Source organism: Chitinophagales bacterium, from assembly GCA_017303415.1.
In the GTDB taxonomy this organism is placed as follows: domain Bacteria; phylum Bacteroidota; class Bacteroidia; order Chitinophagales; family Chitinophagaceae; genus SpSt-398.
Genome location: JAFLBJ010000001.1, coordinates 295,057 through 311,227, shown reverse-complemented (window position 1 = coordinate 311,227; position 16,171 = coordinate 295,057). Strand labels below are relative to the sequence as shown.

General features: G+C 47.4%; 14 protein-coding genes. All 14 read left to right on the top strand.

Going from position 1 to position 16,171, the window contains the following annotated elements; translation table 11 throughout:
* Positions 1 to 49: 49 nt before the first annotated feature.
* The 14 genes from J0M30_01275 (at position 50) to J0M30_01210 (ending at position 16,157) form a co-directional block, all read left to right on the top strand.
* On the top strand, positions 50 to 1,381 hold the full coding sequence (locus J0M30_01275) for a beta-glucosidase (GenBank protein MBN8666102.1): 1,332 nt from the start codon (positions 50 to 52) through the stop codon (positions 1,379 to 1,381).
* Positions 1,382 to 1,506: 125 nt separating this feature from the next.
* Complete coding sequence (locus J0M30_01270) at positions 1,507 to 2,892, top strand: beta-glucosidase (protein MBN8666101.1); 1,386 nt, start codon at positions 1,507 to 1,509, stop codon at positions 2,890 to 2,892.
* A gap of 91 nt (positions 2,893 to 2,983) precedes the next feature.
* Positions 2,984 to 4,153, top strand: a complete 1,170-nt coding sequence (locus J0M30_01265; GenBank protein ID MBN8666100.1) for a Gfo/Idh/MocA family oxidoreductase — start codon at positions 2,984 to 2,986, stop codon at positions 4,151 to 4,153.
* An 18-nt stretch (positions 4,154 to 4,171) separates the two neighbouring features.
* Entirely contained in the window at positions 4,172 to 4,945 is a 774-nt protein-coding gene (locus tag J0M30_01260; GenBank protein MBN8666099.1) for an SDR family oxidoreductase, read from the top strand.
* A 165-nt stretch (positions 4,946 to 5,110) separates the two neighbouring features.
* The gene (locus tag J0M30_01255; protein MBN8666098.1) at positions 5,111 to 5,995 is read left to right on the top strand and encodes an ROK family protein; all 885 of its coding nucleotides are present in this window, start codon (positions 5,111 to 5,113) and stop codon (positions 5,993 to 5,995) included.
* An 82-nt stretch (positions 5,996 to 6,077) separates the two neighbouring features.
* Positions 6,078 to 6,854, top strand: a complete 777-nt coding sequence (locus tag J0M30_01250) for an SIS domain-containing protein (protein ID MBN8666097.1) — start codon at positions 6,078 to 6,080, stop codon at positions 6,852 to 6,854.
* A 102-nt stretch (positions 6,855 to 6,956) separates the two neighbouring features.
* Positions 6,957 to 8,030 (top strand): hypothetical protein, encoded by a 1,074-nt coding sequence (locus J0M30_01245; protein ID MBN8666096.1) that lies wholly within the window; start codon positions 6,957 to 6,959, stop codon positions 8,028 to 8,030.
* A gap of 76 nt (positions 8,031 to 8,106) precedes the next feature.
* Positions 8,107 to 8,835: a glucosamine-6-phosphate deaminase gene (locus J0M30_01240; protein ID MBN8666095.1), complete on the top strand. Its 729-nt coding sequence runs from the start codon at positions 8,107 to 8,109 to the stop codon at positions 8,833 to 8,835.
* A 6-nt stretch (positions 8,836 to 8,841) separates the two neighbouring features.
* Positions 8,842 to 9,690, top strand: a complete 849-nt coding sequence (locus tag J0M30_01235; GenBank protein MBN8666094.1) for an MBL fold metallo-hydrolase — start codon at positions 8,842 to 8,844, stop codon at positions 9,688 to 9,690.
* A gap of 5 nt (positions 9,691 to 9,695) precedes the next feature.
* Positions 9,696 to 10,112 carry a DoxX family protein gene (locus tag J0M30_01230; GenBank protein ID MBN8666093.1) on the top strand — a complete coding sequence of 139 codons (417 nt, stop codon included), beginning with the start codon at positions 9,696 to 9,698 and terminating at the stop codon, positions 10,110 to 10,112.
* A 50-nt stretch (positions 10,113 to 10,162) separates the two neighbouring features.
* On the top strand, positions 10,163 to 12,364 hold the full coding sequence (locus J0M30_01225; GenBank protein MBN8666092.1) for a hypothetical protein: 2,202 nt from the start codon (positions 10,163 to 10,165) through the stop codon (positions 12,362 to 12,364).
* Positions 12,365 to 12,528: 164 nt separating this feature from the next.
* Positions 12,529 to 14,310, top strand: a complete 1,782-nt coding sequence (locus J0M30_01220) for a family 43 glycosylhydrolase (protein MBN8666091.1) — start codon at positions 12,529 to 12,531, stop codon at positions 14,308 to 14,310.
* A 126-nt stretch (positions 14,311 to 14,436) separates the two neighbouring features.
* Positions 14,437 to 15,096, top strand: coding sequence for a G-D-S-L family lipolytic protein (locus J0M30_01215; GenBank protein ID MBN8666090.1), 660 nt, complete (start codon positions 14,437 to 14,439; stop codon positions 15,094 to 15,096).
* A 5-nt stretch (positions 15,097 to 15,101) separates the two neighbouring features.
* Complete coding sequence (locus J0M30_01210) at positions 15,102 to 16,157, top strand: alkaline phosphatase family protein (protein MBN8666089.1); 1,056 nt, start codon at positions 15,102 to 15,104, stop codon at positions 16,155 to 16,157.
* Positions 16,158 to 16,171 lie beyond the last annotated feature (14 nt).

The window sequence follows — 16,171 nt, the reverse complement described above, 5'->3', positions numbered from 1 at the left end:
TGTCCCGAAGCTTCGGGACACAGAAAGCACGGAATTAAATGGACGGTATATGAAAAAGTGGATTTTATTATTTGCACTTTTATTTTCTCTGGGTATACATGCCCAGAAAGCCCCGGTTGGATTTGACCCGACCAAGCGGCCGAAGGACTTGTCGGATTCAGCGCTGCTTGATCTGGTGCAGAAGCAAACCTTTCGGTATTTCTGGGACTTTGCCCACCCGGTGAGTGGATTATCACGCGAGCGGAGCAATGTTAGCTATGGATATGGCTCGGAGACCTGTACCATTGGTGGAACCGGTTTTGGTGTGATGAGTGTAATTGTAGCGGCGGAACGCAAATGGATCACCCGGGATACAGCGGCTAAGTTTTTATTAAAGATGGTCAACTTCCTGCTTAAAGCTGATGCCTATCATGGTGTATTTCCCCATTGGATGAACGGGGAAACAGGGAAGACCATTCCCTTCAGCCGCAAAGATGATGGCGCTGATCTGGTAGAGACCTCTTATCTCTTCCAGGGACTGCTTTGTGCCCGACAGTATTTTAATACAAGCGATCGGGTAGAAAGGGAACTTCGTCAACGGATACAATGGTTATGGAAGGGGATCGAGTGGAACTGGTTTACCAATAACCAGGAAGTGCTATACTGGCACTGGAGCCCCAACAATGGCTGGGCAATGAATTTTCCTGTACGGGGATTTAATGAGTGCCTGATCATGTATATACTGGCCTTATCGGATACAGAACAGTATCCCGTCAGTCCCGATGTTTATCACAATGGGTGGGTACAAAGCAGTTTCTTTAAGAACGGGAAAGAATTTTATGGTATAAAACTTCCTCTGGGATTTGATTATGGCGGGCCATTGTTCTTTTCGCATTATTCCTTTCTCGGGCTTGATCCCCATGGATTGAAAGACCGCTATGCTGATTACTGGGAGCAGAATCGCAACCATACATTGATCAACAGAGAACATTGTATTCGCAACCCCAATGGGTTTAAAGGCTATGGGGCGAATAATTGGGGACTTACCGCCAGTGATACCTATAATGGATACGCGGCACATTCACCTACGGAAGACCTGGGGACGATATCCCCGACCGCGGCCCTGAGTGCTTTTCCCTATACACCTGAATACAGCATGCAGGCACTGAAACATTTTTATTTTGACCTGGGCGATAAGCTCTGGTCAGAATACGGATTTATTGATGCTTTTAATGAAACAAAAAATTGGTATGCGAAAAGCCACCTGGCGATTGACCAGGGGCCGATCATTGTGATGATTGAAAACCATCGAAGTGGGTTGTTGTGGAAATTATTCATGAGCTGTCCGGAGATAAAAAGTTCGTTGGGCCGGCTTGGCTTTACGAGCCCTTACTATAAATAATTCATCTGCGTCTCTGTGCCTCTGTAGTGTCAAAAAACCACAGAGGCGCAGAGGCACAGAGAAAAAACAAAATTATGATTAAAAAAGTAATGTTTTTTGGTTTTTGGGTACTTGCTACAGTCGTTATGAGTGCTCAAACCAAATCCCGTTCCCTTACAAAAGGCAAATACGGCGATGGTCCCGATAGCATAGCCCCTGTGGGGGTAATTAAGGGATTGAGTGATGATGCCTTGCTGGAAACAGTACAACGGCAAACCTTCCGGTTCTTCTGGCATGGGGCACATCCGGTAAGCGGATTGGCTCTGGAGAGAAGCAATACCGTTTTGGCTGAGCATTACTGGGATTATATCAATGAAGCCTGGGATGAACCCAATTTCAGCAAGACCAAATTTGGCCCGGATGCGGGTGCTATCGGGGGTACCGGATTTGGCATCATGAGTACCATTGTTGCCGTAGAAAGGGGATGGATAGGAAAGGACACTGCGGTGCGCCGGCTGATTCAGATCGCGGATTTTCTGATCAATGCTGATTGTTATCATGGCATCTATCCGCATTTTATGAATGGCCGTACGGGGAAGACCATCAAATTCGATCGGTTGGATGATGGGGCTGATATTGTAGAGACCTCCTATCTGCTGATGGGATTTCTCTGTGCCCGCGAGTATTTTAACGGTAACACGCCCCGCGAAGTGTATCTCCGCAAACGCGTTGACCAGATGTGGGGTGCGGCAAACTGGAACTGGCATTCCAATGGCGAAAATAAACTGTACTGGCACTGGAGCCCCAACAATGGGTTTGATATGAACTTCCCGGTATGGGGCTGGAATGAATGTCTCATTACCTATATCATGGCCGCGGCTTCTCCCCGGCATCCTATTTCCAAAGCCGTCTACGATGGTAGCTGGGCTGGGAGTTTTGGTTTCAAGAATGGCAAAGAATATTATGGCATGAAACTTCCCCTGGGGAATTTTGACAAAGGGGGCCCGCTCTTTTTTGTTCAATATACTTTTCAGGGAATTGACCCCAATGGCCTCGTCGATTCACTTGGAATCAATTATTTTGAGCAGGGGAAAAATCATACCCTGATCAATAGGGCCTATTGCATCGAAAACCCCAAGCAGTATAAGGGATATAGTGAAAAAGGATGGGGGCTGACAGCGGGAGACAGTTATAAAGGCTATGTGGCGCATTGTCCCGAAGTAGATTTTGGCGTGATACAACCCACGGCCGCCATTTCCTCCATGCCCTATACGCCCAAAGAAAGTATGGAGGCTTTGCGTTATTTCTATGAAGAACTCGGTTCTAAGATATGGAGCAAGTATGGATTTGTAGATGGGTATAGTATTCACCATAACTGGTATGCCAAGAGCCACCTGGCCATCGATCAGGGGCCTATCATTACCATGATCGAGAACCACCGTACACAGATGCTGTGGAAATTATTCATGAAGATCCCGGATGTGCAGAATGGATTGAAGCGGTTAGGGTTTTCCAGTCCGTGGATAAAATAGATGTTGGATGTTGGATGTTGGTGGTTTGCATCCAACATCCAACATCCGACATCCAACATCTCAAAATCATCAACACTCAAATATTACCATCATGTCCCCAACGATCTCTCGCCAAAAATTCCTTCAGCAAACCGCCATGGCAGGTGCTGCTGTACTCTTGTCCTCCCTCGAGGGTTTTGCCCAGAGCCGACCCGATAAAAAACTTCGCGTAGCCATCATTGGTTGCGGTAGTGTAAGTGGCCGGTATATTCCCCACTTGCAGTCATCACCACATATTGAGATCGTCAGCCTTTGTGATATCAAACCCGAGCGGGCGGTATCACGGAATGAGGAGTACAAAGTGGGCGCCCAGGTATATCCGCATATCGATGCCCTGCTCAAAGGTGTGCCATTTGACATGATGGTCACCCTGACCGATATGCAGCAACACGGTCAACTCAACCGTAAGGCCCTGATGGCCGGTAAACATGTATGGAGTGAAAAGCCGATGGCCAATACCTATGCCGAAGGCAAAGCCCTGCTTGATCTGGCGCGTAGCAAAAAACTCAAATTGTGGGGAGCCCCGGCTGTGGTGAATAGTCCACAATTCGCCTTTATGAGTAAATGTATTCAGGAAGGTAAACTCGGCCGTGTATCCAGCGCCCACGGACAGTATGGACATACCGGTCCGGGTTGGAGTGCATTTTTTTATGAGAAAGATGGTGGAAGCATGCCCGATCTCGGGGTGTACAATATCGCCACATTGACCGGGTTACTTGGACCTGCCCGATCAGTAATGTCCATGACCAGTATCGTAAACCCGGAGAGAACCGTGGATGATAAAGGAAAGATCAAGGTAGTGGCGGAGGACAATGCGCATATCCTGATGATGCATGATAAGAATGTGATCAGTCATGTGATGTGCGGGTTCTGTTATTTTGATCCACATGGGCATGTGGGCAAGGATCAGAAACTTCATTCCGTACAGATCTATGGGGATTATGGAAACCTGCGATTGATCGGATATGATTGGGAAACTAATGGTGTGTATCTCGATGATTCCTGGGACGAGCCTGCCAAAATCCACCAGGTGGATTCAGAAGGATATGTATGGCAGGAAGGAGCGACCAAAGTAGGTGAATCCATTTTAACAGGCATCGAACCCCGGATCAATGTAGAACATACCCTGCATGTACTGGAAGTGATAGAAGCAGCGAGAAAATCGTCAGCGACCGGTACCCGGATCAATCTTAAGAGTAAATTCAAATGGCCCATGGTATAGGCCGGGGTAAGAATCTATATGCAACTTAAGAATAAGAATATCGTCATCATTGGGGGCACTACCGGTATTGGTTTGTCAGCAGCCCGTGCCTTTGCGGCACAGGGTGCCCACCTGGTCGTAGTAGGCAGAAAAGAGGAAAGTGTAAAAGAGGCGCTTGCCGCATTGGGTGCGCATGCCAAAGGATTAGCCGCAGACGCTACCCATTCCGATACGGCTGAACAGGCCATCGCGCTCTGCGAACAAAGCTTTGGCGGGTTTGACGGACTCTATCATGTAGCCGGAGGAAGTGGCCGCAAAATGGGGGATGGGCCTTTGCATGAACTTACGCTGGAAGGTTGGAACAAAACACTTGAGTTGAACCTCACTTCCCTTATGTTGTCAAACCAGGCGGCGGTACGTGCCTTTTTACAACAGGGACGTGGAGGAACGATACTCAATATGGGATCGGTACTGGGATATTCGCCTTCCCCCCAGTTTTTTTCAACGCATGCTTATGCCGCGGCCAAATCGGCCATCATTGGATTTAGTAAATCCATTGCGGCCTATTATGCCCATCAAAATATCCGGGTGAATGTAATTGCCCCGGCTTTGGTGGAAACACCGATGGCGCAGCGGGCAGCCAATGATGAAGCGATATTGGATTTTATAAAAAATAAACAACCCCTCGATGGAGGACGTATCGGACAACCAGAGGACCTGGATGGATTGGCGGTGTATTTTATGAGTGAGTATTCAAAGTTTACTACAGGTCAGGTGGTGGCGGTGGATGGAGGCTGGGGGATTGGGGGGTGAATGGTGAATAGTGAATGGTGAATGGTGAATAGTGAATAGTGAATGGTGAATAGTGAATGGTGAATTGTGAATGGTGAATTGTGAGTAAAGAACTATTTATCTGGAATAGGACATTTCTTATTCACTATTCACCATTCACAATTCACCTTAACACAAGATTACTATATGCACACAACTATCGGCATAGACTTAGGCGGCACCCGCATCAAAGCGGTGGTCATTGATCGGGAGGGAAAGCTCCTGCATCAGCGCTATGCCGAAACACGTGATGGAGCTGATGCGGTGTGGAAGCAGGTGGTAAAAGAAACGGTCGCAGAACTAAAGGCTGTCGTAGGCGAAAAGGATATACCCGTTGGTATCTCCGCGCCAGGACTGCCCAATGCCGACAATACGGCTATCGCGCATATGCCCGGACGTATGGATGGGTTGGAAGGATTTAACTGGAGCCAACATCTGCAATCACCTGCGTGGGTATTGAATGATGCTGTAGCGGCTATGATGGCTGAGGCGGGTTTTGGAGTGGCCAAGGGAAAAAAACATGTGGTGATGCTGACCCTGGGTACAGGTGTTGGTGGCGCCATTTTGATTGATGGCCGTCCTTACCAGGGAGCATTTGGCAAAGCCGGACATATTGGGCACATGGTTATTGATGACGAAGGTGATTGTGATGTAACCGGTATGCCCGGGAGTCTGGAAGACTGTATCGGTAATTGCACCGTAGAGAAAAGAAGTAAGGGAAAATTTAGTTCTACCGCACAATTGGTGGAAGCCTATCGGGCCGGAGATGAGTGGGCAAAAGAAGTGTGGTTGCGGTCGATCAAACAACTGGCGATCGGATTGGCCTCGGTGACAAATATCCTCTCACCCGAGTTGATCGTATTGGGTGGAGGCATCACTACCGCCGGTGCTGATCTTTTTGAACCATTGGAAAAGTTTATGGCCACATACGAGTGGAGGGCAGGGGGACATAGCGCGAAAATTGTGCAGGCAGGATTTGGGGATATGGCCGGTGCGATCGGGGCAGGCTATTTTGCATCTCAACAACCTTGATTTCACGCAACGAGCGCAAAGAATCAGACGCTCGCAGCGGCCGCCTCAATCTTTGTGCCCGCTGCGAGAAATAAAAATAACTATGACACCAACAATACAATATTTAGATCACTGCGTAACGATCCTCGAAAAGATACGCGCGCAACAAGATCAAATTCAGCAGGCCGCCAGGTGGTTTGCCGATAGCATACTCGCCGGGCGGGTTGTACACACCTTTGGTTCGGGCCACAGCCGCATCATGGTCGAGGAAATGTGGCCACGGTATGGTTCCTTTCCCGGGTTTAATCCTATTGTGGAGTTATCGCTTACTTATCACAACAATGTGGTGGGGGCAAATGGACAGCGCCAGGCCATGTTCCTGGAGAATGTATCCGGATTGGCCGAACGTATCCTCCGAAATTTTTCATTAGATGAAAAAGATTGCGCCCTGGTGGTCTCTTCCAGTGGGTGCAATATTGTTCCGGTTGAAATAGCTGAATTGTTTCAGCAAAAAAAGATCAAGGTCGTGGCCCTGGTCACCACGGATCATTTGAAAACCAGTACCAGCAAAAGAAAGGATGGAAAGAAGCTGAGTGATTTTGCCGATCTCGTACTTGATACAGGGGCACCATCCGGTGATTCCATGGTATATGTAGATGGATTGGAGACACCAGTATCACCAGGTTCTACCGTAGGTGGCGCCATGATCGTGAATTGCATCAAGGCCGAAGTGGCGCGCTTGCTTACTGCCGCCGGTCAGCCACCTAAAGTGCTTACCGCTGCATCGGTGGTAGGTGCAGAGAAGGCAACGGCATTGTTTGAAGCGGCGTATGATGAGCACGGAAGACGGCTTGGCCAGCTATTAGCTATTAGCTATTAGCTCTCAACTTGAGTGACATTGAAGTTTTGATTTTGAAATGAACAATAAAGACAGGTTTGAATTCTAAAATATATTTTAATAATCTAAAAAACTAATGGCTAAATGCTAACAGCTAAAAGCAAACAGCCCCTTCCTAAAACCAAAAGCACCCCCATGCACCCCATTCGCACCACAGTTGTAGGTTCCTATCCCTTTCCCGGCTGGCTTGAGTTTGGCTCCCGGAATATGAATCAATTTGGCGCAGCCGATATTGAAGAAATGATCGAAGACGCGGTCATCGCCGCGATCCATGATCAGGTAACCGCCGGACTTGATGTCATCACCGATGGGGAGCAAACCCGTCTTGATTTCAATCTTTCCTTTTACGGATATATTGAGAATATTGAAAACAACGAGACCGAGACCCGAAAGTTTGGTCCGCCTGCCCACGACCAGCGTGGAAAGAACAATATCACCGGTGAACTAAAGGCCCCGAACGGACTGGGTGCAGTGAAAGAATATTTACGGTTAAAAAAATTAGCCCCTGCCGGTCCGGTACTCAAAGCCAGTATCCCAGGGCCTTATACCCTGAGCGGACGTTTATTACCCAATGATAAATACAAGAACCGCTTTGATATCACAGAGGCCTTATTACCCATCATCAGCAAAGAGCTGGAAGCACTGGTGGCGGCAGGTTGCACCGAGATCACGGTAGATGAACCTTCAATGAGTTGTTATGCGTACAAAGAAGATACCAAACGGTTTGTGGACATTTTCAACCGCACCGTAAAACCCATTGTTGGAAAATGCAATCTCAGTACGCATTTATGCTTTGGTAATTTCAAAGGCCGACCAGTGGGATATCGCAGCATCAAACCCATGTTGCCCGATTTTCTGGATATGACGGTGGATGAGATACATATTGAAATGGCGAACCGAGAGTTTGCTGAGATCGAATTACTTCAACCCTTTGCCGAAAAAATGCATGTGGCCGTAGGGGTGATCGATGTAAAGAACTACTATATAGAGACAGTGGAGGATGTGGTGGAGCGGATCAAACGTTGTTTGAAATATGTTCCGGCGGAAAAATTAAGTGTAGCCCCCGATTGTGGGTTAAGTCAAACCGCCCGTTGGGCCGCGCGCAAGAAATTGATCAATATGGTTGCCGGCGCGAAACAAGTTCGGGAAGGCTTGTGATCGTAAGTCTCCAGCCGTTAGCCATTAGCGTTTAGCTGCTAATCGCTAATACCTAATAGCCAAAAGCTTAATTATTATGCAACTCGAAGTTTACCATAACCACGAAGAGCAATCCAACTCCGCGGCCGAGTTGATGATCGAAACCATCATTAACAAACCCGGGGCGGTGATCACATTAGCTACCGGCGATTCACCCAAACGCGCCTATCAGCTTTTTGTAGAAAAGGTGATCCAGCATAGGATTGATATCAGCCAGGCATTCTTTACCGGATTGGATGAATGGGTAGATGTACCGCCCACCAATCCGGGTAGTTGTCATTTTTTCCTGCACCAGTATATTTTTTCGCCGTTGAAACTGTCAGCGTCACAATACCATCTCTTCAAGTCTGCCGGAGAAACAGCCGAGGCTGACTGCCAGCAAATGAATCAAGTGCTCTCCGCCAAAGGCGGAATAGACCTGATGGTGGTTGGTGTTGGTATGAATGGCCATATTGGATTTAATGAACCTGGAGCCTCCCTGGAGAACGAAGCGCATGTGGCCCAGCTTGAGCCCGTGACGCTGCAGGTAGGACAAAAATATTTTGATGGCAAAACGCCTATACAAAAAGGGATGACATTGGGATTGAAACAGGTGATGGGTGCCCGAACCTTATTGGCCATGGCCAACGGAGAGAAAAAGGCCGGCATCATACAAACTGCCTTAGAAGGAACGATCAGTAACCAGGTGCCGATCAGTTTGATCAGGCAACATACCGATGGGATTGTGATGCTCGATGAAGCAGCAGCCTCTTTACTCAAAAATTGATTGGCAATGAACCTCATCAAAGCGGAAAGAAAAAGTGAAGAACTCCTGGCCTCTGTGGAAGCCCACCGGGCGGAGCCTGAGGGTTTTCAGCTTTGGTGGCTGGGGCAGAGCGGTTACCTGGTGCAGTGGCAGGGTAAAAAGTTCCTGCTGGATCCCTATCTCTCCGATTCGCTTACAAAGAAATACCTGCGAACCGATAAGCCCCACACCCGGATGAGTGAATTAGTGATCGATCCTGCGGCGTTCAGGGACATTCAGTTTGTTACTTCCAGCCACAACCATACCGATCATTTGGATGCGGAGACCCTGGTCCCCATTCTGAAGCATAACCCCGATATCCGGTTTGTCATACCCGAAGCAAACAGGGCATTTGTTGCGGAACGCGTAGGCTGTACGCCTGGTTTTCCGGATGGGCTCAATGAAAAACAGTCACTGGAGATAGATGGATTCCGGATCACGGGTGTGCCGGCCAAACACAATGAAGTGGACCGCGATGAGAAAGGGAATTGCCGGTATATGGGATATGTCATTCAATTTGGGGGATACAGCATCTACCACAGTGGGGATACCCTCTGGCTGGATGACATTATTGATCAGGTAAGGCCTTTTTCGGTTGACCTGGCCCTGTTACCCATCAATGGAAATGACCCGGCCCGTAAGGTAGCGGGCAACCTGAATGTAAAAGAAGCAGCAGAAATGGGAAAGGCTTTAGGGGCAACAACTGTTATTCCTTGTCATTATGATATGTTCACCTTTAATACGGCCGATGTAAAGGACTTTGTGAAAGCAGCAACCGATCTGGGACAGGAGCATGCCGTGCTTTCCGGAGGTAGTTTATTCACTTTTAAAAAATAATGCCTGTGCAAACAAAAGCAACGATCACTACCCAGGGCCATGCGCCTGCCGTTATCGCCCTGGTCCGGATCCTGATCGGGGTCATGATGGTAGTACATGGAAGCGAAGTATTTGAACCGGAGAAGATGAACATGTATACGGGTTGGTTCATCGGAAAGCAATATTCCTATCCTGCGGCTTGGGCCTATGCCGGTAAGATCGCCGAGCTGGTAGCGGGTATCGGGTTTGTATTGGGATTCATGTTTCGGTGGGCCTGTGTAATTGCAGCCATGGCCTTTTTGGGGATTATTTTTTTATTGGGAGATAAGGGCAAGATCTTTCATGGCGACCAGCATCCGTTTTTGTTTGTGGTGTTTTGTGTATTGTATTGGTTTTTGGGTGCTGGTAAATGGAGTGTAGATTCTTTAAGAGGGAAAAATTAACCGCGAGGGCGCAAAGATTTCAAGGCGCCATTGCGGTAAAATATACGATGATGAAAAAAAGAGTATTTGGGTTATTGGCAGGATTAGTTTGCACCATGCTTGTGGCTGCACAGCATATTTCTATTGCCGGGCAGTGGAAATTCAATATGCAGGATGATCCTTCATTTTCACAGGTAAACCTGGATGATAAGGACTGGGCCACGGTAACCGTTCCATCCGGTTGGACCAAACTCGGGGTATTAAAAGAGCGAGCGGTGGGTTGGTATCGCACCAACATCCAGGTACCTGATAATATGGTGGGCAAGGATCTGGTCCTGATCGCCGGGACCATTGATGACGCGGATATTTGTTTTTTTAATGGCCAACAAATTGGCGCCACAGGAAAATTTCCCCCCGGTGATGAATCGGCCTGGGATGTTGAGCGGAAGTACACAATTCCCAAGACACTTGTAAAGAAGAATAACCTGCTGGCTATTCGGGTGTATAACGGGGTGGGTGATGGAGGACTATATGGCGGACGGGTTATGATCATGACCAAGGCCGCTTATGATCAACAGGTCGCCGAGCAGATCAAAAGCAAGAAATCGTATTATCAACTCACGAGTTCCAATGGCCTGATCGCTGCTGTATATAATGAACAGACAGGCCATATCGAAAACTTCTTCCCGCATATTTTTTCCTATTATGATTCAGGACAGGTGGTACAGGCCGTAGCCCGTGAGATCGGCGCTTCGGGTGGAGAAAAACCTCTATCGGTTGGCTATTTATCCAATACCCATGTTATTGATGTCAAATACCCTTCCTATCATATCTATTATTTTGCCTCTTTTACCAAAGCAAATAAGATCCTCTATGCAGTACTAAAAGGGAAAACGGATAAGGTAAAGGCGCTCCGGTTTCATTTTACAACAGGTGCCGGCACGATATCTATGAAGGAGCAAAGCAAAACGTTGAACGGACAAACCACCCGCTATGTGTTGTTTGGATTCTCCGATACGCTTCATGCTATGCCGGATTTAAACCACGCCCTTACCGATCTGCCTACAGTGGAAACGGAAGCAGGGTTTATGAAGAAAGTATTTGCGCGCAGCGTATATCCAAAAGGGTTGACACCGCTGGAGAAGAACGTATTTGAGCAAGGTATTTCCATTCTTAAAATGAGTCAGGTGGGGGATAAGGAGATATTCCCGCTTTCGCACGGTCAGGTGATGGCTTCTCTTCGTCCGGGTGTATGGGCCATTTGTTGGGTACGCGATGGAGCCTTTGCAATTGAAGCTATGAGCAAGGTAGGGATGTATGAAGAAGCCAGGAAAGCCCTACTCTTTATGTTAAATGCCAAACCCACCGATCAATTCATTCACTATATCCATACCGATGGGAAAGATTATGGCCTGGGTGTACCGTATATCATTTCCATGACCCGCTATTTTGGCAATGGGCGTGAAGAATGTGATTATACTTCGGATGGTGGCCCTAATATTGAATTGGACGGACTCGGTTTATTTCTCACCGCCTTTTACCATTATGTCAAGCAGAGCGGCGATAGTGCCTTTTTCCGCGCTCATCATACGGAACTACAAACCATTGCCCGTGCTATCGCGCATAATATGAATGAGAAGGATATCCTGCGCCGGGATAGTGGTCCCTGGGAACATCATTTACCCGGGAAAGAATTCATGTGGTCAACCGGCACCTGCGCACTGGGTTTACAATTACTTGCTTCCCTGGAGCGAACATACGGGTTACCCTATAAAGAAACCAGCGAAACAGCTACCCGTTTGTACCGGGGCATGATGATGAATGCGCTGGTCAATGGAAAATACATCAAAGGGAATGCCACTGAACAATCACCCACCGATCATCATTACTTTGATGCCGCCACCTTTGAATTATTTGCCGGCGGGTTGGTGAGTGACCGCACACTTTTCCTTTCACATATGGCGGAGTATAACAAACATAACCGGGCGGTTGGCGATCCCAACAGAGGATATATCCGTTTCAATAGCAGTGACAGTTATGAGAATCAGGAATGGCCCTTTGCCGGGTTGCGTGTAGCCGTGGCACAAACAAAACTAGGCAGCCGTATTGAAGCAAAGAAACTGATCGATCGGGTGACGATCTATGCCAGCCGAAACCACAACCAGGTACCGGAGATATTGAGCAATGATATGGGTATCTTTAAAGGTGCGATACCCATGGTGGGATATGGTTCGGGGGCGTATATTTTAGCATTGATCGATTATTATAAATAAATGAATATGACCACAGAGACACAGAGGCACAGAAAATTTATTGAGTTATCGATTTACAGTTTCTCGCAGCGGCCGCAGCGATTAACGCAGCGAGCGCTGCGAGAAACAAAATACACTGTGCCTCTGTGTCTCTGTGGTTGATCAATAAACTTTAAAAAAAGGCGATGAAAAAAATTCTGTTTTTCTTTCTGTTCAGTATGAGTGCCTTTGTATCCGGAGCGCAACAGAGAACCTATTGCAACCCCATCAATATTGATTATGGCTATTCTCCTATTCCCAACTTTAGCACCTGGGGTCGCCATCGCGCCACTGCCGATCCGGTAGTGGTCACCTTTAAAGGGGATTATTACCTTTTTAGCACCAACCAATGGGGATATTGGACCAGCCCCGATATGCTTAACTGGACCTTTCATTCCCGCAAGTTTCTCCGCCCCTGGAATAAGGCATATGACGAACTCTGTGCACCTGCCGTCGGCATCATTGGCGATACCATGATCGTGTTTGGCTCTACCTATACCCGCCAGTTTAGTATCTGGATGAGCACGAACCCCAAGGCCAACGAATGGAAACCATTGGTGGATTCCTTTGAGATCGGTGGTTGGGACCCAAGTTTCTTTACCGATGACGATGGACGGTTATATATGTACAACGGAAGCAGCAACCGTTTTCCCATGTATGGTATTGAGCTCAACCGGAAGACCATGGACCCCATCGGTACCCGCGAAGAAATGTACCTGCTGGAACCCTGGCGTTTTGGCTGGCAACGCTTTGGCGAACACATGGACAATACGTTTCTTGATCCTTTTATCGAAGGATCACACATGACCAAATACAAGGATAAATATTACCTGCAGTATGGTGCGCCCGGGACTGAGTTCAGTGGCTATGCTGATGGTTTGATTATCGGAAAAAGTCCATTGGGGCCCTTTGAAGCCCAGTCGGACCCACTAAGCATGAAACTCGGTGGGTTTGTCAGAGGCGCCGGACATGGTGCTACTTTCCAGGACCTCTATGGGCAATATTGGCATATCTCCACCACGGTGATTTCAGTTAAAAACACCTTTGAGCGCCGCCTGGGTATCTGGCCCACCGGATTTGATAAAGATGACCAGATGTTTTGCAACACCACATTTGGTGACTACCCACATTTTATACCCGGACCAGGTTTTAAAGGAAATAATTATGGTAATGGAGGACATTCCGAATACTTTACCGGATGGATGCTCCTGAACTATAATAAACCCGTACAGGTATCTTCCACACTTGGAAATTATGTGCCCAATCATGCGGTGGATGAACTGGCCAAAACCTATTGGAGCGCCAAAACAGGAAACAAAGGTGAATGGATTCAAACCGATCTGGGCAATGTATCCACCGTTAATGCCATCCAACTGAACTATGCTGATCAGGATGTGAGTTTTCCCAAAGAAATGGATACGATCTTTTTAGGTAAATCGCTCGGCCTTTATCATCAGTACAAACTCTATTCCTCACTGGATGGAAAGAAATGGACCTTGTTGGTGGATAAGAGTCAGAATAAAACCGATGTGCCTCACGATTACGTAGAATTGACCAAACCTGTGCAGGCCCGTTATATCAAACTGGAAAATATTCAAATGCCTACCGGCAAATTTGCCATCAGTGGGTTTCGCGTATTTGGAAATGGCAATGGGGCCAAACCGGATAAGGTGGAAGGCTTTATCGTACTCCGTACCCAAAAGGACAAACGAAGCGCCTTTATCAAGTGGAAACCGGTGGACAATGCCTTTGCTTATAATATTTATTACGGAACTGCTCCCGATAAACTCTATACCAGCATCATGGTACATGCCAATAATGAATACTGGATGAAGAGCATGGACCTGTTGAAACCTTATTATTTCAGCATTGAGGCGGTGAATGAGAATGGTACGAGTGAAAGGACGGAGGTGATGAAGGTGGAGTAGGGAGGCGGGAGACGTGAGACGTGAGGCGTGAGGCGTGAGGCGTGAGAGGTGAATAGTGAATGGTGAATAGTGAATGGTGAATAGTGAGTTGTTAACCTTTTTTGATTTTATTAAAATGAGTGTTGTATGAAAAAATTGGTGTTTTTCTTTTGGGTGGTTCTGCTTTCATGTATAGCGCAAGGGCAGGAGCCGTTTCCGTATTGGAACGATATTCAGCAATTCAAGAAAGCGGACAGTGTTTCCTTTCCGGCAAAGAAGCAGATATTGTTTATTGGCAGTTCTTCTTTTACCTTATGGAAGGATGCGCAGGATTATTTTCCCGGTAAACCCATCCTGAACCGGGCTTTTGGCGGGTCCACCCTGGTTGACCTGACCCGGTACCGGTACGAGGTGATCTTTCCCTATCAACCCAAGCAGATCGTGATGTATTGTGGGGAGAACGATTTTGCAGCCAGTGATACGGTGACGGTGGAGACCGTAGTGGGGAGATTCAAGGCACTTTTTGCCCTGATCCGCGCCCGCTATCCCCAGGTGCCCTTTCTCTATGTTTCCATGAAACCAAGTCCCTCCCGTGCCCACCTGATGACCAATTACAAGTCAGCCAACGACCAGATAAAATCATATTTGAGTGAACAAAAAAATACTTCCTTTGCCGATGTATATAGTGCTATGTTAAAAGCAGATGGCAGCCCGATGGATGATATTTTTGTCGGAGACCGGCTGCACATGAATGCCAAAGGCTATGCTATCTGGAAAGGAATTTTGAACCCTTTACTTATTAAATAACATACATGAGATCACTTGCCCGATTCGCCTGCCTGCCTTTTCTGGCGCTTCTGCTCTATTCCTGCCAGGAAGAAAAGGCACCCGTTACCAGGATCGCATTTGGTTCCTGTGGACATGAGGACGAACCTCAGCCTGTGTTGGCCCTCGCAGCGGAACAGAAACCGGATGCCTTTATTTTCCTGGGTGACAATATTTATGGCGATACGGATGAAATGGATACCCTGCGGGCCAAGTACAACCGGCTGGCGGCTAAACCAGAATTTCAATTGCTGCGCAACAGCACCAAATTATTCGCTATCTGGGATGATCACGATTTTGGCCGTAACGATGCAGGCAAGCACTATCCGTTTAAGGCAGAATCCAAAGAGATCTTTCTTTCCTTTTTCCGTGAACCGGAGAACAGCCCCCGCCGGCAACACGAAGGTATTTATCATACCGAATACCTGAGAACGGGAGGTAAGACCATCCAGTTATTATTGCTGGATGTGCGCACATTCAGAAATGACCTTTTATTATTTGACAGCAGCGCCAAATTGCCCCGCGGGCACTATTTCTATCGCCCGGATTATGTTCCGCATACCAGCACAGATAGCACACTTTTAGGCGAAGCCCAATGGAAATGGCTGGAAGAAGAATTAAAAAAACCCGCCGATCTGCGCCTTGTGTGCAGCGGTTCCCAATTCAGTATTGAGTACAATGGCTATGAAGCCTGGGCCAATTTTCCACATGAACAAAAACGCATGCTTGATCTGATCAAGTCCACACAGGCCAGTGGCGTTATCTTTCTGACCGGTGATGTTCATTATGCCGAGATATCCAGAATGAAAGTGCCGGATGGCTATCCCATCTATGATGTTACCGCCAGTGGTATCACCTCTACCTGGGATTTTGCTACGCTAAATGAAAACCGGATCGAAGGTCCGATCATGGATAATCATTTTGGTTTACTGACGGTGGAATGGAAGAAGGACCCCGAGATCAAAATGGAGATCATTGATAAATATAAAAACCAGCGGATCGAGTACACGATCCACCAGAGTGATATACGTTTTAATAAATAATCGTTTAAACATAA